The sequence below is a fragment of the Vibrio splendidus genome (assembly GCF_024347615.1).
Classification (GTDB): domain Bacteria; phylum Pseudomonadota; class Gammaproteobacteria; order Enterobacterales; family Vibrionaceae; genus Vibrio; species Vibrio splendidus.
Map to the genome: position 1 here is coordinate 1,426,265 of NZ_AP025508.1, position 24,580 is coordinate 1,450,844.

General features: G+C 42.4%; 21 protein-coding genes. 10 read left to right on the forward strand and 11 right to left on the reverse strand.

Annotation, left to right across the window (positions count from 1 at the left end):
• Nucleotides 1–34 precede the first annotated feature (34 nt).
• Nucleotides 35–1,507: a group II intron reverse transcriptase/maturase gene (ltrA, locus tag OCU90_RS06380; RefSeq protein WP_099426181.1), complete on the reverse strand. Its 1,473-nt coding sequence runs from the start codon at nt 1,505–1,507 to the stop codon at nt 35–37.
• Nucleotides 1,508–2,298: 791 nt separating this feature from the next.
• Between ltrA and OCU90_RS26100 the strand changes: the two genes are divergently transcribed.
• Together OCU90_RS26100 and OCU90_RS06390 are read left to right on the forward strand one after the other, a co-directional pair.
• Nucleotides 2,299–4,440, forward strand: coding sequence for a YecA family protein (locus OCU90_RS26100; protein ID WP_061024590.1), 2,142 nt, complete (start codon nt 2,299–2,301; stop codon nt 4,438–4,440).
• A 345-nt stretch (nt 4,441–4,785) separates the two neighbouring features.
• Entirely contained in the window at nt 4,786–6,477 is a 1,692-nt protein-coding gene (locus OCU90_RS06390; protein ID WP_061024592.1) for a reverse transcriptase domain-containing protein, read from the forward strand.
• A 939-nt stretch (nt 6,478–7,416) separates the two neighbouring features.
• Here the strand turns inward: OCU90_RS06390 and OCU90_RS06395 are convergent.
• The 4 genes from OCU90_RS06395 to OCU90_RS06410 form a co-directional block, all read right to left on the reverse strand.
• Nucleotides 7,417–7,827 carry a hypothetical protein gene (locus OCU90_RS06395; RefSeq protein ID WP_206207882.1) on the reverse strand — a complete coding sequence of 137 codons (411 nt, stop codon included), beginning with the start codon at nt 7,825–7,827 and terminating at the stop codon, nt 7,417–7,419.
• Between the two features lie 63 nt (nt 7,828–7,890).
• On the reverse strand, nt 7,891–8,169 hold the full coding sequence (locus tag OCU90_RS06400; protein WP_206207883.1) for a hypothetical protein: 279 nt from the start codon (nt 8,167–8,169) through the stop codon (nt 7,891–7,893).
• Nucleotides 8,169–8,594: a hypothetical protein gene (locus OCU90_RS06405; RefSeq protein ID WP_061024594.1), complete on the reverse strand. Its 426-nt coding sequence runs from the start codon at nt 8,592–8,594 to the stop codon at nt 8,169–8,171. The genes OCU90_RS06400 and OCU90_RS06405 overlap by 1 nt, the downstream gene beginning before the upstream one ends.
• 164 nt (nt 8,595–8,758) lie before the next feature.
• Nucleotides 8,759–9,682 (reverse strand): hypothetical protein, encoded by a 924-nt coding sequence (locus OCU90_RS06410; RefSeq protein ID WP_206207884.1) that lies wholly within the window; start codon nt 9,680–9,682, stop codon nt 8,759–8,761.
• 1,106 nt (nt 9,683–10,788) lie between these two features.
• Between OCU90_RS06410 and OCU90_RS06415 the strand changes: the two genes are divergently transcribed.
• Nucleotides 10,789–11,331, forward strand: a complete 543-nt coding sequence (locus OCU90_RS06415) for a hypothetical protein (protein ID WP_061024596.1) — start codon at nt 10,789–10,791, stop codon at nt 11,329–11,331.
• 88 nt (nt 11,332–11,419) lie between these two features.
• Nucleotides 11,420–11,815, forward strand: coding sequence for a hypothetical protein (locus tag OCU90_RS06420; RefSeq protein WP_061024598.1), 396 nt, complete (start codon nt 11,420–11,422; stop codon nt 11,813–11,815).
• An 80-nt stretch (nt 11,816–11,895) separates the two neighbouring features.
• Here the strand turns inward: OCU90_RS06420 and OCU90_RS06425 are convergent, their stop codons facing one another.
• Both OCU90_RS06425 and rplY read right to left on the reverse strand, forming a co-directional pair.
• Nucleotides 11,896–13,131, reverse strand: a complete 1,236-nt coding sequence (locus OCU90_RS06425) for a phage integrase Arm DNA-binding domain-containing protein (protein WP_240513399.1) — start codon at nt 13,129–13,131, stop codon at nt 11,896–11,898.
• A 730-nt stretch (nt 13,132–13,861) separates the two neighbouring features.
• Nucleotides 13,862–14,140 carry a 50S ribosomal protein L25 gene (gene rplY, locus OCU90_RS06430; RefSeq protein WP_017083319.1) on the reverse strand — a complete coding sequence of 93 codons (279 nt, stop codon included), beginning with the start codon at nt 14,138–14,140 and terminating at the stop codon, nt 13,862–13,864.
• A gap of 369 nt (nt 14,141–14,509) precedes the next feature.
• Here rplY and OCU90_RS06435 point away from each other — a divergent pair, with 369 nt between their 5' ends.
• The 3 genes from OCU90_RS06435 to OCU90_RS06445 all read left to right on the forward strand — a co-directional run bounded on the left by OCU90_RS06435 (nt 14,510) and on the right by OCU90_RS06445 (nt 17,127).
• Nucleotides 14,510–15,238 carry a glycosyltransferase family 2 protein gene (locus OCU90_RS06435; RefSeq protein WP_054540994.1) on the forward strand — a complete coding sequence of 243 codons (729 nt, stop codon included), beginning with the start codon at nt 14,510–14,512 and terminating at the stop codon, nt 15,236–15,238.
• Between the two features lie 14 nt (nt 15,239–15,252).
• The gene (locus OCU90_RS06440; RefSeq protein WP_061024600.1) at nt 15,253–16,572 is read left to right on the forward strand and encodes an LssY C-terminal domain-containing protein; all 1,320 of its coding nucleotides are present in this window, start codon (nt 15,253–15,255) and stop codon (nt 16,570–16,572) included.
• A gap of 174 nt (nt 16,573–16,746) precedes the next feature.
• Nucleotides 16,747–17,127 (forward strand): VOC family protein, encoded by a 381-nt coding sequence (locus tag OCU90_RS06445; RefSeq protein ID WP_061024707.1) that lies wholly within the window; start codon nt 16,747–16,749, stop codon nt 17,125–17,127.
• A gap of 124 nt (nt 17,128–17,251) precedes the next feature.
• Here OCU90_RS06445 and OCU90_RS06450 read toward each other — a convergent pair whose 3' ends face one another.
• The 4 genes from OCU90_RS06450 to OCU90_RS06465 all read right to left on the reverse strand — a co-directional run bounded on the left by OCU90_RS06450 (nt 17,252) and on the right by OCU90_RS06465 (nt 21,694).
• Nucleotides 17,252–18,598 (reverse strand): ATP-binding protein, encoded by a 1,347-nt coding sequence (locus OCU90_RS06450; RefSeq protein WP_061024602.1) that lies wholly within the window; start codon nt 18,596–18,598, stop codon nt 17,252–17,254.
• Between the two features lie 102 nt (nt 18,599–18,700).
• A complete protein-coding gene (locus tag OCU90_RS06455; protein WP_004734666.1) occupies nt 18,701–19,360 on the reverse strand; it encodes a response regulator transcription factor in 660 nt (219 codons plus the stop codon).
• An 88-nt stretch (nt 19,361–19,448) separates the two neighbouring features.
• On the reverse strand, nt 19,449–19,847 hold the full coding sequence (locus OCU90_RS06460; protein ID WP_004734667.1) for a PepSY domain-containing protein: 399 nt from the start codon (nt 19,845–19,847) through the stop codon (nt 19,449–19,451).
• A gap of 104 nt (nt 19,848–19,951) precedes the next feature.
• Nucleotides 19,952–21,694, reverse strand: coding sequence for a DEAD/DEAH box helicase (locus OCU90_RS06465; RefSeq protein WP_004734668.1), 1,743 nt, complete (start codon nt 21,692–21,694; stop codon nt 19,952–19,954).
• Between the two features lie 97 nt (nt 21,695–21,791).
• Here OCU90_RS06465 and rsuA point away from each other — a divergent pair, with 97 nt between their 5' ends.
• From rsuA to OCU90_RS06480, 3 genes are all read left to right on the forward strand, one after another.
• Complete coding sequence (gene rsuA, locus OCU90_RS06470; RefSeq protein WP_061024605.1) at nt 21,792–22,487, forward strand: 16S rRNA pseudouridine(516) synthase RsuA; 696 nt, start codon at nt 21,792–21,794, stop codon at nt 22,485–22,487.
• A 214-nt stretch (nt 22,488–22,701) separates the two neighbouring features.
• Nucleotides 22,702–23,919, forward strand: a complete 1,218-nt coding sequence (locus OCU90_RS06475; RefSeq protein WP_017101184.1) for a Bcr/CflA family multidrug efflux MFS transporter — start codon at nt 22,702–22,704, stop codon at nt 23,917–23,919.
• Complete coding sequence (locus OCU90_RS06480) at nt 23,919–24,578, forward strand: DUF2913 family protein (RefSeq protein WP_009847083.1); 660 nt, start codon at nt 23,919–23,921, stop codon at nt 24,576–24,578. Before OCU90_RS06475 ends, OCU90_RS06480 begins: the two co-directional genes overlap by 1 nt.
• Nucleotides 24,579–24,580: the final 2 nt, after the last annotated feature.

The following is a 24,580-nucleotide window of genomic DNA, read 5'->3' on the forward strand; positions in this document are numbered from 1 at the left end:
GCCTCCACGAAGGCATCGTTTGATACCCAGCAACTTATAAAGCAGTCGAAGCAGGTTCGTTCCAAGAGTTACGAGCTAGCCTTTTAGATTTTCTCTTTACCAAGTATTCTTGGTAAAGAGGGTCAAAGGGTGTCGCTGCACTTCGGATTTTCACATGCCTTTCTATTGGCACTTTGGCTATTTGGAAGAGATTGAACTGGCAATCCATATCCATGATCTTCTGCCAACCGTGAAACTGCCATTGGCCTTTTCGGTTGATGAAGTATTTTAGGGCAATCCAAGTTTTAGACTTTGTTGGATGACGCCTTTTAGCCCAGTGCCATAACGTATGGAATAGTTTGTGACCGACATATCCGAATACCTGTTTAGCTACGCAGTGCCGATAATAGTTCGACCATCCCCTGAGTTTAGGATTTATCAGTTTGATAAGATCATTCACTGGAAGGGTTACGTGCTTTTTGATGAGTTCACGCAGATTGCTTAAGAACATCAACGTATTGGATTTACTCGGCTTGATGAGCAGTTTCCCTTTGTACTTCCTATGGTTGAACCCAAGAAAGTCAAAGCCATCGTTGATATGAGTAATGTGCGTTTTCTCTTCGGATAATGTTAAGCCTCTTTCCGCTAAGAAATCAGCAATCAACGGTTTGATATCGTTCTCGAGTACTTCCTTTGAAGCGCAAGTGACGACGAAATCGTCGGCATATCCAATAAAGTTAGCTCTTGCTCCTTTCTTAAGCGCGGTAGACTTAATGCGCTGTTCGAGACCCGATAACGTCATCAACATCAAGGTGGGGGATATAATTCCGCCTTGAGGAGTGCCTTCGTCGGTGTCGTAAAACAGCCCTTTGTCTACAAAGCCTGACTTTAGCCATTGCTCCAACATCCGTTTATCGATGGCGATGTTATCCATAAGCCATTGATGCCCTATTTTGTCGAAGCAAGCTTTAATATCTCCTTCAAGAACCCATTTAGCCGATTTCTTTAAAGCCAAACACTTGAAGCACTGGTCGACAGCGTCAGCCGTGCTACGATTTGTTCTAAAGCCATAACTATTCGGGTCGGCAGTTGTTTCTGATATAGGCTCTAGCGATAATAGGTGTAGCGCTTGTTGTGCTCTGTCTATCATGCATGGTATGCCCAGAGGTCGAAGCTTGCCATTCTTTTTGGGGATATAGATACGCCTGAGTGGTTTCGCTTGGTAAGCTTTCCGACTCAGTTGATTTACTGCTTTCATACGACGCGTGTCTGTATTCCAGACAACGCCGTCTATTCCAGGCGTTTTACTGCCTTTATTTTGAGAAACTCGCTTAACAGCAAGAAGTTTTGCTGAGCGAGAGTGAGTCAGTATCCACTGCAATGCTTTTGCTTTGCCGTGTTTACCGTCTCTAGTTGCCTTTGCGATACGCATTTGAAGCTTTAAGACGTTCGCCTCTGCGGCCTTCCAGTTAATGGATTGCCACAGTGCACTGTCAGAAGATGCACTAATCTCATTCGAAATCGTCATTTGCTTTTCTTCCTTAATAAAGTTCTTCAAACTCTCTCGCAACGAGAGACCAGTTGGAAGTGGGCTCACTTTCGTGATCAGGCACAAACCTGTATCTGCGTCATTACAATGCAGCCTTTGCTTTTTCCAACCTCCTCTACCCGCATCACTATCGGCCACAGGGGCTTTCCCGTAGGGAGAGATACAGGCTTACCGTGTTCCGTATGTCACGCAATGTCAGTTTAGATGCCCGCTATGGTGCGGAGAGTTCAATGATCACGAAAGAGCATGGGGCAATCTCTTTCCGACTCTCGTGCCTTTTGGCTACAGCGTATTAACCACTTCCGCTGTTTCACAACATAACGCACCTTACGCGGATTCACTTCTGTTCATCATGCTGACTACCTAGCACTCACCCGATGTTGTGGTTATCAGGAGGATCGTTCTCTCACGATTTCAATCCCGATTGGAAAATACCAACCTTCGTTACATTGTCAAAGCCGCTACTTTATTCAGGCTCCTAGGTTCATCTGGTGATACAGATGGTTCACTCGTTTAGCGGTGAACAGCGCTTCATACGACTTCACGTCGCACGCCCCAAAGTTTGTTAGATAGTTGAAACACGACACCTAACTCTTCATTTGATAATTCGTTCATAAGGTCTGTTAATGTCACCTTTGATAGCGGCAATTCAAACTCTCAGATGGCTATGCTCCAATGAGAGGTCAAAATTGACGTTGCTAGGAGTGTCAAAGTATGAAGAAAGGAAGATATGTAGAATAATCATAAATTTCCAAATAAGAGTTCTATCTATGACTGAAGAGCAACAAGCATTCCATGAGTTGGAATCACTGTGTGATAAAAAAGGTGCAATTCATGCTTTTTCGTACCTATGTCGTAGGGACTGTACCGTAGGCTTTTATGACCTTCTAAAGCCAGATAATTTGATGGATCTTTACAATCCCGAAAGGTTAATTCGTACCGAGTTGTCTGTTGTGCATGGGTTGATTCAAAAAAAAGGTTGTGATTTTACAGTCCTAACGGATGATGAAATAGAAGAGGTATCAGGACAGATAGAATCTCTACTGGGGCGCATTCATGAATCCCTTAAACATCAAAACATGCAGAGATTTTCGAAGGAAAATTTGCAGTTAAGCATGGTCGAGTTTTTTTCAGCTCCAGATATCGTTCGTGAGTTTGTGTTCTATTCAGCGGAGCAGGCTTTTGAATTCCAGTTTTCTGAGCTAGCTAAACAAAGATATGAAAATGATTCTGAATGGCTGAAATTGCATGTTGGCTTCGATATGTCAGATGCTTTCACGCTTTACAAGTCAATATGCAAACAAATGAACCTAAACGTTCAGAGGCATGCTGATGCTGGAGAACAAAGAGCTCAGTTTATATCCTATGTTGACGATTGCTGCATCTGTGTAGATACGTTGTGTGAAGATACTGGAATTGAAAAGCATATTACAACAGCATTTTTGGATGCCTTTAGCTCGACCTCTAATGAAACTAATACCCAATTTACGGCTATCGATAGTATCAATGTGGTTAATTTTAAACCAATATCAAAGGTTGACGATAAGTATTACCTCTTCCAAATAACAGCTCTTGCCCAGTCCATGTATGAAAGCCCTATCTTTTGGATGCGAGATGATAAGAAATACCTAAACCTTGCAGTAGAGCATAGAGGGCAATTTACAGAAGAGTACGCATACAACCGTTTGATTGAAGTATTTGGTGAGGGCAACGTTTTCAAAAATATCGACATCTTTAAGACCGCTTCAGAAAAGATTGGAGAGATAGATATTCTTGTAAAATATGGCACTAAGTTCCTTGTGATACAGGCTAAATCTAAAGGGATGACTCTTGGGGCAAAAAATGGCAATGCAAAAATCCTCAAGGATGATTTTGCCAAGGCGGTTCAAAGTGCATACAACCAAACAGTAGAATGTGCCGATGCTTTGCAGTTAGATGGCATTACTCTGAGGGATTCTGATGGAACAGTCTTTGAGCTGAATTGTAAACCGTCAATTGTTTATCCAGTATGTTTGACGTCTGAAAGCTACCCCTCCCTTAGCTTCCAGTGCAGACAACATTTGGAATATGTCGAGACGGATAAAATTGCCCCTCCATTTATCTTAGATGTGTTTTTCTTAGACATTTTAACCGAATTTCTTAAAAACCCACTGTTCTTAATGAGCTATGTGGATAGGAGGGTAGGATATCTAGACTCGATGATGGCTAGTACGGAAATCGTACTCTTATCTCTGCATCTCAAGAATAATTTGTGGCTCGACAAGAAAGAGGCTGATTTCGCACACTATGGGGACGACATCGCATCAGAACTTGACGCCTGTTTTATGTCGCGGCGCCTTGCATTAGGAGGGCGTATAACTCCTGATGGTGTCTTGAAAAGGTACTCGAAAGGTTTCATCAGCAAGCTTTTGTTCAAGATAAATAGACTAGAAAATGACAGTTTGACGGACTTGGCTTTTTCTTTGATGAAGTTAAATGAAGCGTCATTAGATATGTTGGATGATTCAGTGTCAGCCATATCAGCAAAGGCTCGCTTGGATAACAAATGCCACGATTTCAGTATGCTTTTAGAGGATGGGGCTGGCATAACCATCCACACTTCTACTGGAGATCATCAGGAAGAACAAGAACGCTTATCAAGGTACATAAAAGCGAGAAAATACAAGCAAAAACAAGATACTTGGATAGGAGTAGTCATTGACCCTGTTTGGGGAATGGTGAGGTGTATTGTTTTGTTAGATGATGAATGGTGTTATGACGAAGAAATGGATCAGGCTACGTTAGAGATGCAATTGGGTTCCAAACCTAATCCTTTGCAGATAGCTAAAGCTCTTAAACAACCGAAAACAGGGAGAAACAAACCTTGCCCTTGTGGAAGTGGAAATAAGTACAAAAGATGTTGTGGTAGCTAATTTCCGGTGTGTTATTTGTTGACTAATAAAACACAGTCTTTATTATTGCGCGCCCTTAGCTTAGCTGGATAGAGCACGTCCCTGTTGAGACAGTGTCAAAGTATTTATGAGCCGTGTGAGGGGAGGCTGTAGTTAGTTATTGATATCAATCTATTGCATAAGCACTTAAGTTTTAGTAGTTTACCCATAGGTCGGGGAGATGATTTAACTTTCCTATGCTATCTGCCATAGGCAATACACAATGGCTATTTTGCCCTTATCTTTACTACTAAATGTTTTCAAATGTCATGTAGGACAATGATAAAACCTCCCCGTCCCTCCCTTTCCTAAGTAATGGTGTTTTATATGTTTGGAGTGCCAACCAAACTTCATGAATGTTTAACTGTCACCGACTTGTATCAGTTTCTAGGAGTTGATGAGGATAAAACAGTTGGTCTTTTATATGGTGATAATATTCGTTACCGTTCATTTCAAATCCCTAAAAAGGGAGGAGGAGAACGGACAATTTTTGCACCTGTAAAGAGTCTTAAAAATATACAAAAGAAGGTTCAAGCCGAGCTAGAGACGTACTATAAACCAAGGAAGAGTGTACACGGCTTTGTCGCTGGTAGAAGCGTTCTCACCAATGCCAAACCTCATGTTCGTAAAGAGTTTGTACTCAATATCGACCTGAATGATTTTTTTGGCTCGATTAACTTTGGTAGAGTTAGTCGACTCTTTCAAAGCCCACCTTTAAGCCTGAACCAAAATGTAGCAAGTGTTTTAGCTCAAATATGTTGCTACGAAGGAGTTCTGCCTCAAGGTGCACCAACATCACCTGTTATTTCCAATATGATTTCTTTTCGATTGGATAGGCAGTTGAGGAATTTAGCCCACAGACATTCTTGCACTTATACGAGGTATGCTGATGATATTAGTTTCTCGTTTACGAATAAGAAAAGGTCGTTACCTAAAGAAATTGCATTCTTTGATAGTAATGATGAGTTGGCTCTTGGTCATGGACTTACAAGTATCATTGAAAGCAATTGGTTTGAAATTAATGATAAGAAGACTAGGATTCAGCACAGAACTCAAAGGCAATCTGTTACAAATGTCACCGTCAATGAAAAAGTGAATGTCAATCGAAAATTCATTCGTCAAACCTCTTCAATGCTTAATGCTTTGCTTAAGTTTGGTGCAATTGAGGCTGAGCGAGAATACTTCGAAAAATACCACCGAGGCTATATCGCTAATAGACAGCACATTAAAATTGCAAAATCTCCAGGTAAGATATTTCTACAAAAAGTACGTGGTAGGTTAAATTACATACGTTCTGTTCGAGGTAAAACTTGTAGTGTCTGGCGAAAACTAATGTTTGACTACACTGTTGCAATCGGGAAACCTGATGAAACATATAAAAAATGTTTTTGGGAGATAGCTGCAGAGTCAACGTATATAGTCTACGATATTACAGCTGAAGGTGATGGACAGGGAAGTGGCTTCTTACTTGAGGGGGTCGGTTTAGTCACTAATGAACACGTCATCGAAGGTGTTACTAACGAGAATATAGTCGATGCTCTTGTTTTGCGTTGGCTGCCAAATGAATCTAAAGAGTTTATTGGACTAGAATTGGCTTGGAAAAATAAAGCGAAGGATTTGGCGGTTATTACATCTGACTTTATCTTCAAAGATAATAATCCTCTAGAGATAGAACCAGAGCCTGATTATAGCGAAGGTGCAACAGTTTTCGCCATTGGTTATCCTTCATTCGAATCAGAACATGGGAATCGTGCAACTATCCTAAAAGCCAAAATTAAACGTCAGATGACAAGAGAAAGTCAGCCAAGAATCCTCATCGATGAGCCAATAATTCACGGTCATAGTGGTGGTGTTGTACTAAATGAACATGGACGAGTTGTGGGTGTAGTTGCGAATGGAAACGCTAAAGGTGCATTGAGGCTCGCTCCTGACGCTTTTATACCTATACAAGTTTTGATTGAGGAGCATGCAAATCGGCAGTCAGCAAAAAAGGCTGCTGTGCTTCAAGCTGTAAATTGACACCTAGGATTAGTATTGTTAGGTTAGTGTTTCAAGACTGTGCTGAGCTGCTAAGCTCACACTGGGGAGCGAAAGCGACCGTACGTCCCTTCTAAGGATGTGCCAGTTGGGCGACAATATGTCAGACACATTTGAACGAATCCAAAACAGACAAGTGTTTGATTTTCCAAGTTCCCTAAGGAGGATTTTGGAAAGTGGCTTATACAGTTGGTATCGAGGGGGCGAATCCCTCACTCCCACCATATTTTAAAAGGTCTGATGTATCAGGCCTTTTTTCAATCTGAAGGTTCTACAAGATAGCAACAGCCCACACTGGAGCTAGCACATGCTATCAAATCATCGTTTACCCTCACGCAAAGCATTGTACCTTTTTACCAGTAGAACAGGTGTCTATACCTTTCGATGGAGCATTAGGAATAATGGCATGCACCACCAGCCTATATTGAGTTTAAAACCAGAGACTACATAACGGCTGTTCTGCTCGCTTTCGAATTAGCAAGCCGAATCCTTCAAGTTACCAGCCTTACCATAGATGAAGTAAAGTTAATATATGATGACTTTCTAGGTCAGAAAAGGATGGAGAGTCAACTACTGAACAGCGTTGATATTATGATGTGCCTTACGGATTTTAGTGCTAAAAGCTAGACTGAATATCGAAAATGTTGGATTAGTTTTGTTCAGTGCCTTGCTCCGTCAACGACACTAGATAGCGTGAGGAGTACTCACATTGAAAAGTGGAAACAGACACAGACTTGTAGCGCTACTACTATGAAGAAAAAACTCCGTTTACTCTCTGGCTTTAGTTATCAAAGCAAGGCTAATGCACTGTCAAAGCTTGGTTTTGATTAGTCGCATACCGAATTGGTAAAATGATGCATCTATCTATATTTTAAAATGCATCACATTACCTTATTTCAGAGAAGGGGCGATTATGAGGCGTTATTTGCCCGCTACTCCTTTCTGTTTCTTGGCTTCGTATTCTTTTATGGCTTCCTGCTTTATTTTAGCTTCGGCTTTTGCTGCTGCTTTCTCTACTTTTTCTTTGGTTGGGGCATGAAAAAGGTCGACACAATAGTGATTCACCTTAAAATCAGCACCAGTACCACCATTAAGTTTATGTTCAGTATCAAATCGTAAACCGTCAGGACGTTTGTTGTTGATTATGATATTTTTGGCAGCCAGACCTTGGTGCCATTGCTGCATTGCATGAGAGGCTCCACTGGTTAGCTTCGAATAAAAAATTATACCACCGTAACAGCTATTTACCCCGCCTTGCGCGTAACTGCCTAACAGCTGGTTGTCTAAGCCTTTGTACACATACTCGAAGCCTTCCCATAGTTTGGCTTCCATTACCCACTTATATAAATCACCACTTGAACTGGTAGTTTCAATGTAAATGTCGCAATGGCCACCTTATTGTGCGTCATGGTGGACAGAGGGGTACTTTTGCTTCAGTTGAACAATAATGTGTTCAGTTATGGCATCCTCACCCTTTTCATAGTGATGCTGTCTGCCGGATTCTGTATTGCTTATGATATTGTTCAAGTCTTTATCAATTTGCTTTACGAAAGCGTCATAAGAAAGCGGTGTTTGCCTAGCCAGTTGGTCTAAAACTTCGGGGGCTACAGCAAAGATGTTTTGCATACTGTATCCAGCTGCCATTGCTAAGTTTTCGATAGGGGCGCTCATCATTACTTAGTGGCCTCCATCGTTGAAGTAAGCTTATTGATGAAGTAAGGGTAAATCCTTTCGTTGAGTTCTCGTAGTGGAATGTCGTTACCATCGTCATCAATAAAAGAGCCTTCCGATATGGCTGTTAGGTACTGCGTATGTGTAAGCTCTTCAAGGACATCTTCAATCAAAATATCATATAGTCTATATCTGACTTCCAAAGCTGATAGAGGGTGTGCAGTAAGCGCAAATGCAGCTTGGATAAGTATGTTGTCAATTTCTGGTTTTTTATTGAGAGCAGCCCGCAGCCCGCCAACTGTTAAATCTTGTTGAGTCGGGTTGTGTGTCAGGTAATCGACTATTTCATCGCAGAGGGTATAGATAGGAGATTCCGTCGACTCGACTAACTCCTTTAACTGTTCTCTTAAGCGGGCTGCATTCATCATAATGGTGGCTATTCTTATGTGATTTATACGTGAGACAGTACTTTATCGATAGCAAAGTTGAAGTCTTCTAGTCGTTTCGATTTATTTATAGAGAAGTCTGTAAGTGGCTGCGAAGTATCGAGCATCTTAGGTTGACCTGCAAGTCCTACTTCAATGTCTACTACTCATTTTGTTCCAGCTTGTGCAAACTCCCATTTTTTTGAAACAGCAAACTTTGCATGTACGTGACCACCACCTTCTCCAGCTTGGTGGTAGTTGTCTTGCTTTAGGCACTTCTGCTTACTTTTTAATGGGATGCGAACCGGATTCCCGTTTGTAGTTACGTGCCCTAGCTTGGTCACGAATCCGTCCGCTGAGTTGTAAAGTGGCTCTATTGCACTGAATACATTTGTTGCATTACCACAGTCAATTTTGTTAAGTGTCAAAAACCGTCTAACGATAAACAGTTGGTCTTGACTTGCGCTAAGAGACATCGCGTTCCTATCAACAGATAAGATTAGTTTAGATAGAGAAGAGCACCAATAAACAACATGGAATAACTGAGTTCTTACTTTCCTCTTCATTGTATATGTTGTATTCGCATTTTGCTGTGCTTGTCCTGTTTGGGACAAATGTGCTGCTGGGACTGGCTCTTCTATCTCTTTTTCAGTAACCGTTGAAACAACTAAGCGGTTATATGTATCGCTCCCCATTGCTACTGTATCGGAAAGGATAGGGTAAACAGTATTCGTCTTCAGAGTATTCAAATCGGCTTTGTCTTCGACTGGAAAAGGGAAGGCGTCCTTTATCGTTGTATTTGTAGTTATCTGAGGGTTTGCGTAAAGGTGGCTCAAAGCTGATTGGGCTTTGGCATCGGTTACAGTGAATACCTCTACCTGTCGTGTATCTAGTTGTAGAGCTAAAAGTCCTAATTCGTTAACTTTATCCTTCAAGTTCTGATTAGAACTGATTGTGGTTAGAACAGAGTCTTTAAAAGTATCTTTAGAGTTTGCAGTTGTTGCCATTACTTGATTTATTTGACTTTTTGTAAAGTGGAAATTGAATCTAGCAAGTAAAGTATCGAGTTGATGTGCATAAGATGTCGGCATAAATCTTCTTCTAGTTATTGATTATACAATCAGTGGCATGAAATTATCATATTCGTAGTATAATGCCACCTAATAAATGTGGTTATGAGTAGAAATGCACAACTTTGTAGTTTCGCCATCATCCGTGAGATTGTGGATAACAAGGCGATAACATGAATGCTGAAAGGTATACATATCATATTGAATCGACGGTTTAATGTATGCACTGAACGGCCACATGTATTGGCACTGAAAGGGGGAAGTCTATTTGTGATTTCTCTCTTTTTCTTTCAGCGTACTTATTGATTGGTAGGATAAATAGTAGATTAACTAGTCTGTTCCTTAGTATGTTTGTGTCTACTCGATGAACATGGGGTGAAGCATTATACTACAAGGCCTGTAGCGAGATTGATTAGAGGAGTATCGTGATAAGACATACCCTGTCAAAGAAAGAAGCCTCCTTTCTATCTAAATTAAAACAAAAATTTAGGCATGGTTGTCGTGAGGGTAAGAGGGAGATGCAGTATGATTGTTTCTCTTGACCATTGAACAACCAAAACTGAACAAGGTAATGAAAACATTATCTCGATAAGATAAAAGTGGAGCTTAGTCGAGGTACATAACCCCACATTGACCACCATATCCAGACTTTTGGCGCTAGAACCGACTCGTGACAGATTTTGGCATAATTTCTTATATCACTGTAGGCAATTGAGCGATCAAGGAGTGTCATCTTAAGAACCATTTAAAAACAATATCTTAGGTTTGGTTTTCGTGAGGGTGAAGCGAAATGAGTATGACTGTTTCTCTTGACCATTAAACAACTAAAACTGAACAAGACAACGAAGATATTATTTCGATAAGTTAAAAGTGGAGCTTAGTCGAGGTATGGAACCTTATAATACCCATCATATCCAATTAATTTGTGTTAAGAGCGACTCGTGGTAGCTTTTGTTCTCATTCCTTATATCACTGTAGGCAATTGAGCGATCAAGGAGTGTCATCTTACGAACCATTTAAAAACAATAACTTGTGTTATGGTGTGTATCACGGGATAACTTTGGCCAATTTATCAGTACTCACATACCCCTATAATGATTTTATTTAGCAATTAATAGAGACAAGTTATGAGTAAAAATATTCTAGCTGCTTTCGGTGGTAGTGCCAGTGATTCTATACGTAGCATTATTGCTCAAGCTATGGCATTTCGTTTGGAAGGTTTTGAATGTAAAGATGGCGAGTTTTATCTATCAGATGAGAACTATGACTTAGCAATAGTTATTATTGGTCAACTAGATGCTCAAACTAAAAAGCTCAGAGATGCTTATTCTGAGATTGAGCAATCAGAAAGTGTTGATAGTTACTTTGGTAACTTAGCCATCGATGAACTGTTTGTTGCTAACGGTTTTATCCGAGGTTTTGAGATAATTCTCAATGCACAACATTACGATATGAAACGCCGTAATTTAGTTTCAGAAGCTTCAGTGATGCAAGCAATGCTTCAGATTCGAAGGGCAACGGCTAAACTACGAAAAGCTATTGATGATCTGATGTCTATAGAGCGCCAACTTCGCGTTGCTTCAACGGAAAAGCATCAAATGAGTTTAGAGATGACGAGTGATAAAGTTACTAAGCTCACAGCAGCGACAAAAGCAGCAAGCGTCAATTAAACTGCCTAGCATTCTTTTTATTTGAATCTATTGATGTTACTGGGTCTGATACGTACTGTTGTCTCCTTTTTTATTTGGAGCCAATAGTATGTTGAAAAAATTTGAGAGTCGCCTTGTATCAGTTTCTAATAATGTAGCCAGTCTTAGAGAGCTTATTACCCCTATTATTAACGCAAATGAATACATTTGTATTGTGACAGGTGAGTGCGTCAAGTTTTCGTATCCTGAGCAGAATGGAGGCGTTGATTTTGACACTAAAGTTAAACAACTATCTGAAATCTTTCGTATTCCATTTGGCGATATGGATGGAGGGTTTGGTTCTAGGAACTGTCTAATCAAACATAGTATTAAAGATAACTTGACCGAATTGACTGTTGATTTAAGCTCTGAAGAAGGCGACTTGTTAGAGACTTACCTGTGTGAACAATTGCTATCACTATTTAGGAAGCTTGAGCGTAAATATAAAATGAGAACAACGATTTAGGTTAAAACTAATACGTTGTTCTGCTGTCAGTAAGCATTTAGTTTTCGGTTTCACCTCTGATTTACTAATGCACCATTTTATCAACTGTTCGAATAACTTCGTATAGAAATGGGCTCACACTCATTCCATACTGTTTCGTCAGGTTTCGTATAAATCTCAGTGGTTTTGGCGTCGTTATGAGCCATCCTGCTGGTGGCACTTAAGCCTTTTTGTTCAATCAACCGAGCAGCTAAGGAGCGAATCTCGTGATACGTAGGCCTTTGGTTGCTCGGTAAGTCAGACTTAACTCCCACTTTGTCGCGGATTTTACTGAACTGCTTACTTAGGTAATGACTTTGCACTTGATAGATATGGTCACAATCATGAGCTATGCCTCGTTGCTGTTGTATAGGCTTCTTATGGACGATATAAGGGCAGGATACCCGATCTGAATAGCTTAGCTGTACAATGTCGTAGATGGACTGAGTGACAGGGATCTTCACTCTAGATGCTGCTGAGTTTTGGACTTTTTGTCTATGAATATAAAGGTATCCATAAACTTTTTCACCATGGAGCATATTTGGTTTCTTATCTTGATTCCATACAATCCCACAGCGGTTATCTTTGGGTTCTTTTATGTTGTATTTGATACGACATACTTCGTTGACAGAGTGTGTCGTCTCTAACGTCAACGCCATAGCGACTTTAAGAAAGGTTGGTGCGTTACTATAAATTAACTCAAATTCTTCTAACGTCAGTCTTTGGCGCTTTTTAACACGTTCTGACTTCATGACTTTCAAACGCTTTTTATTGCGCATGAAGTTATCTGTTATAAATGATTGATCGGCTAGGTAACTGAATGCTTTCTTGATATGGCTGAGGTTATTGTTGTAGTTCTGAGATGAAGACTCACCATAATGTGTTTTTAAGAATGCATTCAACATTTCTAAGTTCAAGTCATGCGTGAGTATTGTTCCCAAATCATCACAGAGTTTCTGCATTATTGATTGATACTTCTTCAGTGAACCTTGTGAAAGTTCTTCTCTTTCAATCAACGGAAAGATTTTGTTTAGCGCTTTCTCTAAAGGAATATTGAATCTACCTACATTCTGATCTGTAGACTGGTGAGCTTGCTTAATGCGCTGTGCCATTGAGCGGTATTGGATATTATAGTTAACCGCTTCATTGATAGCGTGGAGCTTTTTTGTATCTTTAGGGAAATTGAAATAACGCCCAGACTCAAGTTTTAGGCGGTAACGTACCTTGCCATCTTTGTGTTGATATCGATAAAGATAAGGCGGTAAGTCGATATTTTTGACAGAGCGGTTTCTACCCATAGTTAGATCTCCTAATGATAGATCACTACCCTAAGCGTGGAGTAGTGATCTAATCACCGACGTTCATTTGCAGTTACTAAACTGAAGGCCACTGTTATCATCTACTAAGACGAGTAGGTTACCGCTTGGTGTTAATACATAGGGTAAGTAGCCTTTCCTGCACCAGTTATGTACGGTAGCTGTCGTGATCCCTGAACCTGGGTACTTTTCTTCAAGATACTTTTTAGGTGTTAGTGTTCGCGCGCTCATAATTGTTCTCCACTTCATTGTATTGGTTTAAAGGCAGATGATCGTTCACCTGAAATTAATGTAATCAGTAATAACAACGGATTTGACAAATAAGGACGCTAATTTGCTTGTTTAATTGTTTTTCGAATAATCGAAAAGACGCGAATTGGGCCAAAGTGACAAGTCGGTTGTGACTTAAAGACCAAGACCGGGGAGAGGTGTCGTGGGGGCGTATGAGAGTGATTAATTGACCATGTGAGCACTGTATACTGTCACGATAATGTCACCATCGTGATCTTTCATGTTCTCACAATTTACCCAATTATCGCCTAAGGTTATGAAAAATATAAATATTAATCGGTTTTTCAAACCCCAGAAACGGTGAAACCCCGGTGTTGGTAGCATCGGGGTTTCGAATTTCTAGATTTCTCGATTGGTAAGATCGATTATCTTTTCTATGCAGAAGGCTTGGATTAATCCAATCTTATTCCTTGGTAGGGAATTAGATACGGATGAAGTCCATGTGCTCAACTTTAGGCTTGAACGCGTGACGTTGAACGTCTTGCGGCTTAACCTTAACTTCTGCGCCGTCAATCACTAGAGTGATTGTTTCGTAGAATTCAGGCTTATCCATTTGGTTGATCACTTCAGCGTGAACAAGTTCGATAGCTACAGCTGCTGCTTCGCCACCGTAGATTACAGCTGGGAATTTACCAGCGTGACGTAGGCGGCGGCTCGCACCTTTACCTAGTTCAGTACGTACTACTGCTTCAAATTTCATAGTTTTACTCTCAAATTAGTAAAAATTAACTTCACACCTCAATGCGACCTTGAGTATGTGGTAAAGCTTAGGCATAAACGAGTTCATGCTTAAGCGAGCGCGGATACTAACATCACATTCAAATCTGAGCAAGTCAGAAGCCCATCTCAAAGTGAATTTCCTTCGATAAATGATTCGTTTGGAGATAAAACGTTCACTAGCGCTTACTTACCCCATTTTATCGTCTTTTACATTGCCTATCTTATCTATTTATAGCGCTGCTAAATCATCAAGTTAATGAACGGAAAATGAATGTTTGCCTAAGACTTGGTTAAGGCTTGGTTGGTTAATCTTAGTGTTAATTAAACAGCAGAATGAATAGGTAAAAATATGGAACCGGTAAGCATTGTCGTAATTACGCTAAACGAAGAGAAACGCATTAGCCGCTTAATGGAAGAGTTGAGTGTGCAAACCCACCAAGAGTTTGAAGTGATTGTTGTCGACTCGAACAGTGAAGACAACACAAGGGACGTTGCGCAAGCCTATGAAAACGCGTTGCCAAAATTAACTGTTCATCATATGGAAAATCGTGGTGTGAGCCTTGGACGAAACACAGGTGCTTCATTGGCGCAATACAACAGAATCCTTTTCTTAGATGCTGACGTGAGCTTGCCCCGAAACTTTCTTGCGAAAGCGCTTTATGAACTAGAGGAGAAGAAGCTTGAAGTGGCGGGTGTGTACATGAGCTCGAAAGGTCTGCCGCTTGTACACAAGTTTGGTTACGGCTTATTTAACGCAGGCTTGTTCACTACCCAGTTCTTTTTCCCGACGGCGATTGGCGCATGTATTTTCTCGACTAAACGCGCGCATGATGAGATCGGCGGTTTCGATGAAGAGATCGTCCTGTGTGAAGACTGTGACTACGTAAAACGTGCGAGCAAAACATGGCGATTTAGATTCCTGAATATGACCTTTGGTTTTGACCCACGTCGTTTAGACCAAGATGGCGTTGTGAAGACAGGCTCAACTTATCTTAAAGCCAATGTAAGACGCTTCTTCAAAGGCGAAATGCGTAACAACGAGATGAACTACAAGTTTGGTCACTACAAAGAACAGTAAGTATTGAGGTTGTTATGTTTGATGGACTAGGGCTGTTTCTGGGGGCATTGGGTGATGCTCTCATTGGCCCAAACCTATTTGTACCGGGAGAGCCCTTCTTTATCGCAGCGGGCTTTCAACTGTATTCAGGTGCATGGATGGCGTTGGTTTTGGTGATGCTAGGTGGTTTGCTTGGTGACCAACTCAGTTATTTCATTGGTTATAAATACGGTGCTAAGGCACAACGAAGGCTCATTAAGTTTCGACCTAAAACCAAAAGATTAATTGCGCGCTGCCGCTATCTGGTTGCTCGCAAAGGCACATACATCATTCTTTTTGCTCGTTTATTAGGGCCTATCGCTTGGGTTGTGCCATTTATAGCTGGCTCGCATCGTGTACCGTGGCGTAATTTTAGTGTGTTGGCGTTTATCGGCTTGGCTCTTGGTGGTGGACAGTTCATTGCTTGGGGCATGTTACTGGCGCATGGCGTTGAAAACTTCCCGTGGCTTAATAGCCTTAAGATATTTATCTCTGAGCATAATAGCTTGATCGTCGGGGTATTCGCGGTATCGGTTTTCACCATTATTGGTTATCGAATGAAGTGGCGACGCTTGGTGCTTAAATCCAGTGTGCTGTTGTTGGCGTGGGTATTGTTTGCGAACTACGCTCACTTTTTCTGGAAGGCCGATGATTTTCAGAATCAACCAGAGACGGCTCAAATTGACAAAGTCGACTGGAATTCGGTTACCTATAAAGCGTTCCCAGGCAAATCTTCGTTCTACTCGGCACAAGCGATCAACGTAATTTATGTTGGAGCAACCCCCAGAGATTTAATGAAGCAATTAGGCTGGATAGAGAATCAAACGTTCTCTCGAAATGAGATTGAATGGGCTGGCTATCTCGCATTGCTTAGAGACAAAACGCCGCCAGTGTCCGATTTATATTGGAGAGACAAGCCACAAGATATGGCGTTTCAATTGCCGGGTAACTTGATGAAGCGTAGCCATATTCGCTGGTGGCGCGCAGGTGTTGATATTAAAACTAACCAGCCTCAGTGGTTAGGCGCAATTAGTTATGATGATGGCCTTAAAGTCACCCCTTACTCAGGCATTGTGACCGTCCTTCATAACATTGACCCTAATGTTGATGAAGAGCGAGATCGGCTCGCTAATCAGATACGAACGTCATTACCAGATATTGATATAGATAAGTACCCATTGGCTACGGTGGAAGTGATCGATGACGATCATGACTATTATACTGATGGCCGGATTTTGATGATCGGAGTAGCAACCTACCGCGATGATTCACAAGCTTTGGATGTTGCTGTGAACGATGTACAGAGTGATATATAGAGCGACCAGATCGAGCCTTGTTTGAACCCTCCGTCAAACAAGGCTTTGCAATTTCTACTGGACTGTATCTATACAAACATAACCCCCCTCTCATGTAATTCCTCGGCTATAAATTTTTCAATTTTGACTATGCTGATTAAGGGCGAACAAGCAGCGAAAGCTGAGGATAACGTTATGCAAATGAATCCGATTGGTTGGTTTGAAATATATGTTGATGACATGTCGAGAGCAAAAAATTTTTATGAATCAGTATTTAAAGTGACGCTGGATAAGTTGGACAATGAAACTGGAATCGAAGTTGAGATGTGGGTATTTCCTTGCGATATGGACAACTATGGCGCCACAGGAGCTTTATGTAAGATGTCCGGTGTAAAAGCGGGAGGCAACAGCACCATGGTTTACTTCTCTTGTGAGGACTGTGCCACAGAAGCAAGTTTGGCTGCGGCCAATGGTGGCGCGCTACAAGTACCCAAAATGGACATTGGTGAGCATGGTTTTATCAGTGTAGTGAGTGACACGGAAGGCAATATGATTGGGCTTCACTCGATGAGCTAATCATATTGAAGCGAGAAAAGCTTTGTTAAACCAGAATAAAGTTAAGCCCTAGCGTTGTGCTAGGGCTTATCGTGTTTATTTAGTTTATTTAGTTTATTTAGTTTATTTAGCGCGTTTAGCTTACTTAACCTTTGCTTAGTTTAAGCACCAGAGAGGCTTTCAATCCGCCCATTGAGCTCTTGCTGAGCGTTAGGCTGCCTCGGTAGCTGTGCGCCATTTCATTCACGATGTTAAGCCCCAACCCTGTTCCCGGTGTGGTTTCATCAAGTCGAACACCACGTTTGGTGACTTGCTCAAGTTTCTCTTCAGGAATGCCTTGGCCATCATCTTCAATCACCAATTCAATGTTGCCATCGTCGAGTTCATTCGAATGGACTCGGATAATGCTGCTCGCCCATTTGTAACTGTTCTCGAGTAGGTTGCCGACCATTTCATCAAGGTCGGTTTTTTCTACTGCTACTTCAATCTCAGAGTCTAGCTCGTTAATCATGGTGACTTCGTTAGCAGCGTAGACTTTATCAAACGCCATTGAGATAGCTTCAACACGCTCACAAGGTGATGACTTCACCGAAAGAATGTTCATTGCACCTGCCATGCGTGCACGGCCAAGATGATAATCTATTTGGTTCTGAATCTGATGAATGGGTTGTTGTAACAAGGTCTTATCATCATCTGGAAGTCGCTCTATCTCATTTTTCAAAACCGACAGCGGTGTTTTCAAAGCGTGAGATAAGTTTCCTGCGTGGTTACGCGCTCGCTCCAATAACTCTTGATAGTGGAAGAGTAGGGCATTGAGGTCAGAAACCAATGGAGAAACCTCTTTCGGGTAGTTATCGCTTAACCCTTGTTGCTCGCCGTTTCTTAACATCACCAGTTCACGTTGCATCTTATTGAGTGGCAATAGCGACCAGCTGACTTGAATACCAATCAACATCAGCACGCCCACAAACAACAGCATCAGAATCAACCAGACTTGACCTGTAAGCTCAGTAAGTGTGGATTCTAATGGGTCTTCATCAATACCAATGGTGATCGTGACAGGATCGTTCAATTCAGGCAGATAGATATCCTGCTCGATGTAAATCAGCTTTTCTTTCTCAGGCCCTTTGATTGAAGTATGAATCGGCGAACGCTTGATGGTGAGGTCTTTGTCCCATAGCGAGCGAGATCGAATAATCTGGTCTTGGGTAGCGGCACGCCAATAAATACCACTGTAGGGTTGGTTAAACCTAGGGTCAGACAGACGCTCTGCCATGATGAGGTTACCACTGTCGTTGGTTTCTATGTTGGCGGTTAACTCGTCCATGGTTAGGCTGAGCTGTTGCTTGACGTCATCGACCAAGTAATCGTTAACCAACTTAGGTATTCCGACGCCTGCCGCTAATATCATCGCACCTAGCCAAAAAGCCGCGGCGAGGAGCAAGCGGCTTTTTAGACTGACGTTTTTAAGTGTTCGTTTTTTTAGATTCATACGTTACCAGCCTGTCTTTGCTCATCTTGCTATGAGAACAACGACGATCAGCACAGGCTGCCCACTAATTGGAGATTGCTCTTAGCTTAATTAAATACAGCATTATTCAGCATTCAGTTGGTAGCCAAGGCCACGAACGGTTTTGATGATCTTTGGTGCGATTTTCTTACGAATACGACCGATGAACACTTCAACCGTGTTCGAGTCGCGGTCGAAGTCTTGCTTGTAGATGTGCTCAACTAACTCTGTGCGCGAGATAACCTTGTTTTGGTTATGCATGAAGTATGCGACAACTTTATATTCTAGCGCCGTGAGGCTAACCGCTTGACCTTGCCACAACACTTTAGAGCTGCGTGTGTCTAGGCTTAAATCACCAATTTGAAGTATAGGAGCAGCACTGCCTGACGCTCGGCGTAGTTGAGCTCGAATACGGGCTATCAGCTCGACCATTTCGAATGGTTTAGTTAGGTAGTCATCAGCGCCTGCATTCAAGCCTTCTACACGTTGGGTCAGCGTGTCACGCGCACTTAAGATAATCACTGGCGTGTTAATGTTTTCGTCTCGAATGCCTTTTAATACGGTTAGGCCATCCAGTTTAGGTAGGCCTAAATCGAGAACGATGGCATCCCACTCTTCCGATGTTGCACGGTAGAGTGCATCAATACCATCTTGAGAAAGTTCTGGAACCCAGTCGGCTCCCTCAAGGGTTTCTAGAATTTGTTGGCCCAAGCGAGGTTCGTCTTCAACGACTAAAATTTTCATAATTGTTCTTCTTAATTCTTGTAATGACTGTTCGTTGTGCTTAATTGCTCGTCGTGATCAATGGCGTCTTTAAAGTTGCGGCGCTTACTTATTCACCGTGCTTAATTGCGTCTTTAAAGTTTCGTCCTTTAATCATGAGCATTTCTAACGTCTCAGCGTTGTATTCGACTTTGATGATGTTGTTTTGGTAATTGATTTTTAGTTCATACACCCAAATGTCGTCATCTTCTTCTAGCTCTACTTTAATGATTCTGCCATGAAGATCGTTCTCAACGGCCGCATACATTTCTGAGAAAGGGCGAATATAGCCTTCGCGTACGGCTTCGTAGACTTCGTCTTGATCTTCTTCAAATTCGATACGGGTTCCCGCTTTATGGACATCTTGTACAAGATCATGACCGTTATGATCTGAGTCAGCCCACGCACTAGCGGCGACACATAAGCCTAAGCTTAAAGAAAACATAGAAATCATAACTTTACTAAACATAGCGAATCCTAGAGAAGGTTGATAGCGTTCAGTATAAAAAAGTAATTCTGAACAGAAAGTGAACCTGATGAATAATGAGATTTAGGTTCTCAAAAAATGAGATGTTAACGTTGCTGAAGCTCGTCTTCGAATATCTTGTCTCTCATTTTCCAAAAACGCCCGACTTTACGTGCAATCACGAATTGAGGTGGGCGGAATCTATGTTGGTGAGCAACCACTTTCGTTGGTGAAGCTTCCTCAAAAGGGCGGTGTCTGTCGGCAAGGTGAGGGCGAACAAATTGATCCTTAAAGTTCTGCTTCTGTTTCTTGGTGGTTAATGACCAAAACTCATGCACCTGCGCTTGGTTTTCGCCACGGTAAGTGACTTTAAGTTGCGACTTACCTTTGTCGTCCTTGAGAACGTTAAGATCCATCTCTAAACACTCAAACACCAACGCATCTTTTAGGTTTAACGCTTCCTTAAGCTTTTTATCTGGGTCGACCAAGGTGGCATCGCACTCATGGCAAATGCGCGCGGCAATGTCGTTGTCAGCGCCGCATTCACCGCAGTATTTGGCTCGGAAGCGATAATTACAGTGTTCGCGTTCGCCCGTGTCTTCATCGGTAAAGTAGCCTTGGCATTTACGGCCAAAATGCTCGAGCAAGAAGCCATTGCTGTCTAGCTTGCCCCAGAAGTTATTGTTGAAGCCGCATGCAGGGCAGGGGATAGTGATGATTTCACTGTCTGAGTCGGGTTTAGGGTCGCCCACTTCAGGTTGGTAAAGATCGTAACTGTTGCCTGCATAGTCTAGCACCAAACACTCTTTTTTACCCGGCGATAAGCGTAAGCCACGGCCAACGATTTGTTGATACAAACTGATGGACTCTGTCGGGCGCAAAATCGCGATCAAATCCACATGAGGGGCATCAAAACCTGTGGTTAATACCGATACGTTAACCAAGAACTTGATTTTACGTTCTTTGAAGTCACTGATGATTTGGTCACGTTCGAGAGTTGGTGTGTCGCCGATTACGATTGACGATTCACCTTCGGGCAGTAAGCCAAGAATCTCTTGTGCGTGTCTAACAGTGGCAGCAAATACCATGATCCCTAACTTGTCTTTGGCCAGCTCAATGATCTGGTCGACAATTTGTGGGGTCGCACGTTTAGATTGCTCGATCACCATATCGAGTTCTGCTTCTTTGTAGCGGCCTGTACTTGCAGGTTTTAGCTGTGAAAAGTCATAACTCAATACTGGCGCATCGATCATACGTGCTGGTGTTAGAAAGCCTTCGTCCAACAAGTAGCGAATCGGCAACTCGAAAATACAATCTCTGAAAAACCTAGGCTCTTCAGATCGTACTTGTCCACGCGTGTGATACTGATAAAGCCAACCCATACCAAGACGATAGGGGGTCGCGGTCAGTCCAAGCACCTTGATGCCCGAATTATTCTCGCGCAAGTGAGTGATCACTTTTTGGTAGCTACTGGTCTTTTCATCGGGAACACGGTGGCATTCGTCGATAACCAACAGTGAAAATTGGTTAGAGAATGAATCGAGGTTGCGAACCACAGATTGAACCGAAGCAAACACCACTTGTTGGTCTGTTTCTTTTCGCCCTAAACCCGCAGAGAAAATTGAGCCTTTTAGCCCATAACCTTCATACTTTTCATGGTTTTGTTCGACCAACTCTTTAACGTGAGCGAGTACCAGAACTCGACCTTTCGCAAGCCTTGCTAACTCTGCAATCACCAGGCTTTTTCCTGCGCCTGTTGGCAATACAAGAACAGCCGGTGTTTGGTGTTTTCTGAAGTAATGAATCACTGATTTTACTGAGTCAGCTTGGTACGGGCGGAGTGTATACATATCGTGTCTTGTAAAATGAAAAACAAATAGTGTGAAATAGCTCAACTAATTGAGCAAAGGTGACTATAATACCCGACTTAGATTAGTTGAGGTATTCATGCGTTTAGATAAATTTCTGTGCGATGCGTTAGGCGTCACTCGAAGAGAAGCAACACACTTATTAAAATCCAAGGCAGTGACAGTAAATGATGTCATTCAAAAAAGCGGTTCACTCAAGGTAACTGAAGAGTGCGTTGTGGAATGGCAAGGCAATGAACTGAATGTTCACGGCCCACGTTACATCATGCTTTATAAGCCAGAAGGCTTTGTTTGTTCGCATGAAGATGGCGCAAATCGTATCGCCTTTGAATTACTCGATGAAATCAAAATGGACAAGCTGCACTTTGCAGGTCGTTTAGATGTTGATACAACGGGTCTTGTCTTAATGACAGACGACGGTAAGTGGTCTCACCGTATCACATCGCCAAAGCACAAGTGCGAGAAGATGTACCGAGTGTGGTTGGTTGAACCTGTTGAAGACGATTACGTTGAAAAGTTCAAAGAGGGCATCCAGCTTAAGAGCGAAGACGGCCTAACACTTCCAGCACACCTTGAAGTACGTGCAGAGCGTGAAGTGTTGCTAACGATTCACGAAGGAAAATACCACCAAGTAAAACGCATGTTTGCAGCACTTGGTAACAAGGTCGAAGCACTGCACCGTGAACGTATTGGTGAAATCGAGATGGACGAGTCTTTAGAGTTGGGTGAATACCGTTACCTAACACAAGAAGAAGTAGACTCTATCTGGAAGTAATCTTTTCTACCGTAGATGTGGCCGACCAAGGATAGCGTCGGCTGATTATTTTGACTGGTACTAGGACAGTTTCAGCCATTATTACTATATGTTCATGTATGTGTGCGCATATTCGTGTATCACTGTGCGTATTCGTGTATTGCTATGTGTATATTCGTATATTGCTGCGTGCATGCTCGTGTTCACATAGAACTTAGTACTTAGTCGGAGAGTTATGCAAACGTCTACCTCACAGACCCCAAGCTCACAACCACAAACGCCTCAGTTAGGTTGGATGCTATTTTTGGTTTTGGGCGCTATTGGTGCTTTGACACCACTCGCCATCGATATGTACCTACCTGCAATGCCAACGATCGCCAAAGATCTTGGTGTGACAGCAGGGGAAGTACAAATCACACTTACCGCGTACACCGCAGGTTTCGCTTTAGGTCAGTTGTTACATGGTCCGTTAGCCGACAGTTATGGTCGCAAGCCAGTTCTACTGATTGGTGTGCTCTTCTTTGCGATAGCGTCTGTCGTGAGTGCAACCACTCATGGCATTGAAGCGTTAACGTTAGTTCGTACCGCTCAAGGTTTTGCAGGTGCGGCGGCGGCGGTCATTATCCAAGCGGTTGTGCGTGATATGTTCGACCGTGAAGATTTCGCAAGAACCATGTCGTTCGTTACCTTAGTGATGACGGTTGCGCCACTTATCGCGCCGATGATTGGCGGCTATTTGGCATTGTGGTTCGGCTGGCGTTCAATCTTTTGGGTGTTAGCTATTTTTGCAGTGATTGTGATTCTCGCGGTGATAATCAAAATCCCTGAAACTCTGCCTGTTGAAAATCGTCAACCATTACGCTTTAAAACCACGATTCGTAATTACGCTCGTTTATGTAAAAACTCGACCGCTATGGGCCTAATTTTCTCGGGTGCGTTCTCGTTCTCTGGGATGTTTGCATTCTTAACCGCAGGCTCTTTTGTCTACATTGATGTCTATGGAGTACGTCCTGACCTGTTTGGTTACCTGTTTGGTCTGAACATCGTTGCGATGATTCTGATGACGACAATTAATGGTCGAATTGTTAAGAAGGTTGGCTCTCATACCATGCTGAGAGCCGCGCTGGTCATTCAATTATTAGCTGGCGTCGGTTTACTGGTTGGTTGGTTATTGGATCTCGGGCTTTGGGGTATTGTGCCGTTTGTGATGCTATTTATTGGCACCATTTCTACTATCGGCAGTAACTCTATGGGTCTATTGCTCAGTGGTTATCCAAACATGGCCGGCACGGCTTCATCGCTTGCGGGAACATTAAGATTTGGTACTGGTTCTGTCGTTGGAGCTATCGTTGCGATGCTGCCAAGTGACAGTGCTGGGTCTATGGCTATGGTAATGGCTGCGTGTGCAGTAATGTCAGCATTACTATATTGGACATTAGGAAAGAAGGCATAATGTCAAAATACTATATTGAAATTCAGAAGTTAGTGAATGATGCGTTAGGCGAGCTTTACGCTCTGCACAAAGCAGGCAAAGCGATTGATGCGCCTATTGCGAACAACCTTTATTTAGTTCGTTGGGTAACGAAGGCGATTAAGGCTCAGTCTTATGATCGTGTGATTGTTCCTGATTTGGTGCGTTGGCAGAAGCAGGGCCGTTCAAAGGGCAATAACTCTGATTTAACTTTTACCTTTAAACGTATTTCTGCGTTTTACGGACGTTTTTTCCCTGAAGGCGAAGAGCCTAAAGCGCTAAAAGACAGTGATGTTGAAGCGTTCATGGACAAAATGTACGAGATGGGTTGGAGTGTATCAAGTGAAGACGAGCTAACGACTGGAGGCAAGATTCAATTCTTCACCGATGGTGAGCACTCTTTTGCTTTGTGTGGCAAACAGTGTGACGACTCTTTCGACGGTGAGCTGATGGTTAAGCCTATGAACTGGTTTGTTCGTGGTAACCACGCTGAGTTTATTCAAGCAGCGATGGAAGCGGGTTTCATGCTTCACAAAGTGACGGACTATAAGTCTGCGGTGAAGTATCACGGTGAATACATCGTGTACCCAGCTAACCAAGGCAACCAACTTGCAGAGATCCCAATTAGCGTTATTGGCTAGTA

What these genes read in the sequence shown, in the direction of transcription:
- ltrA (WP_099426181.1), bottom strand. Translation starts at nt 1,507, where the DNA reads ATGACGATTTCGAATGAGATTAGTGCATCTTCTGACAGTGCACTGTGG.
- OCU90_RS26100 (WP_061024590.1), top strand. Translation starts at nt 2,299, where the DNA reads ATGACTGAAGAGCAACAAGCATTCCATGAGTTGGAATCACTGTGTGAT.
- OCU90_RS06390 (WP_061024592.1), top strand. Translation starts at nt 4,786, where the DNA reads ATGTTTGGAGTGCCAACCAAACTTCATGAATGTTTAACTGTCACCGAC.
- OCU90_RS06395 (WP_206207882.1), bottom strand. Translation starts at nt 7,827, where the DNA reads ATGGAAGCCAAACTATGGGAAGGCTTCGAGTATGTGTACAAAGGCTTA.
- OCU90_RS06400 (WP_206207883.1), bottom strand. Translation starts at nt 8,169, where the DNA reads ATGATGAGCGCCCCTATCGAAAACTTAGCAATGGCAGCTGGATACAGT.
- OCU90_RS06405 (WP_061024594.1), bottom strand. Translation starts at nt 8,594, where the DNA reads ATGATGAATGCAGCCCGCTTAAGAGAACAGTTAAAGGAGTTAGTCGAG.
- OCU90_RS06410 (WP_206207884.1), bottom strand. Translation starts at nt 9,682, where the DNA reads ATGCCGACATCTTATGCACATCAACTCGATACTTTACTTGCTAGATTC.
- OCU90_RS06415 (WP_061024596.1), top strand. Translation starts at nt 10,789, where the DNA reads ATGAGTAAAAATATTCTAGCTGCTTTCGGTGGTAGTGCCAGTGATTCT.
- OCU90_RS06420 (WP_061024598.1), top strand. Translation starts at nt 11,420, where the DNA reads ATGTTGAAAAAATTTGAGAGTCGCCTTGTATCAGTTTCTAATAATGTA.
- OCU90_RS06425 (WP_240513399.1), bottom strand. Translation starts at nt 13,131, where the DNA reads ATGGGTAGAAACCGCTCTGTCAAAAATATCGACTTACCGCCTTATCTT.
- rplY (WP_017083319.1), bottom strand. Translation starts at nt 14,140, where the DNA reads ATGAAATTTGAAGCAGTAGTACGTACTGAACTAGGTAAAGGTGCGAGC.
- OCU90_RS06435 (WP_054540994.1), top strand. Translation starts at nt 14,510, where the DNA reads ATGGAACCGGTAAGCATTGTCGTAATTACGCTAAACGAAGAGAAACGC.
- OCU90_RS06440 (WP_061024600.1), top strand. Translation starts at nt 15,253, where the DNA reads ATGTTTGATGGACTAGGGCTGTTTCTGGGGGCATTGGGTGATGCTCTC.
- OCU90_RS06445 (WP_061024707.1), top strand. Translation starts at nt 16,747, where the DNA reads ATGCAAATGAATCCGATTGGTTGGTTTGAAATATATGTTGATGACATG.
- OCU90_RS06450 (WP_061024602.1), bottom strand. Translation starts at nt 18,598, where the DNA reads ATGAATCTAAAAAAACGAACACTTAAAAACGTCAGTCTAAAAAGCCGC.
- OCU90_RS06455 (WP_004734666.1), bottom strand. Translation starts at nt 19,360, where the DNA reads ATGAAAATTTTAGTCGTTGAAGACGAACCTCGCTTGGGCCAACAAATT.
- OCU90_RS06460 (WP_004734667.1), bottom strand. Translation starts at nt 19,847, where the DNA reads ATGTTTAGTAAAGTTATGATTTCTATGTTTTCTTTAAGCTTAGGCTTA.
- OCU90_RS06465 (WP_004734668.1), bottom strand. Translation starts at nt 21,694, where the DNA reads ATGTATACACTCCGCCCGTACCAAGCTGACTCAGTAAAATCAGTGATT.
- rsuA (WP_061024605.1), top strand. Translation starts at nt 21,792, where the DNA reads ATGCGTTTAGATAAATTTCTGTGCGATGCGTTAGGCGTCACTCGAAGA.
- OCU90_RS06475 (WP_017101184.1), top strand. Translation starts at nt 22,702, where the DNA reads ATGCAAACGTCTACCTCACAGACCCCAAGCTCACAACCACAAACGCCT.
- OCU90_RS06480 (WP_009847083.1), top strand. Translation starts at nt 23,919, where the DNA reads ATGTCAAAATACTATATTGAAATTCAGAAGTTAGTGAATGATGCGTTA.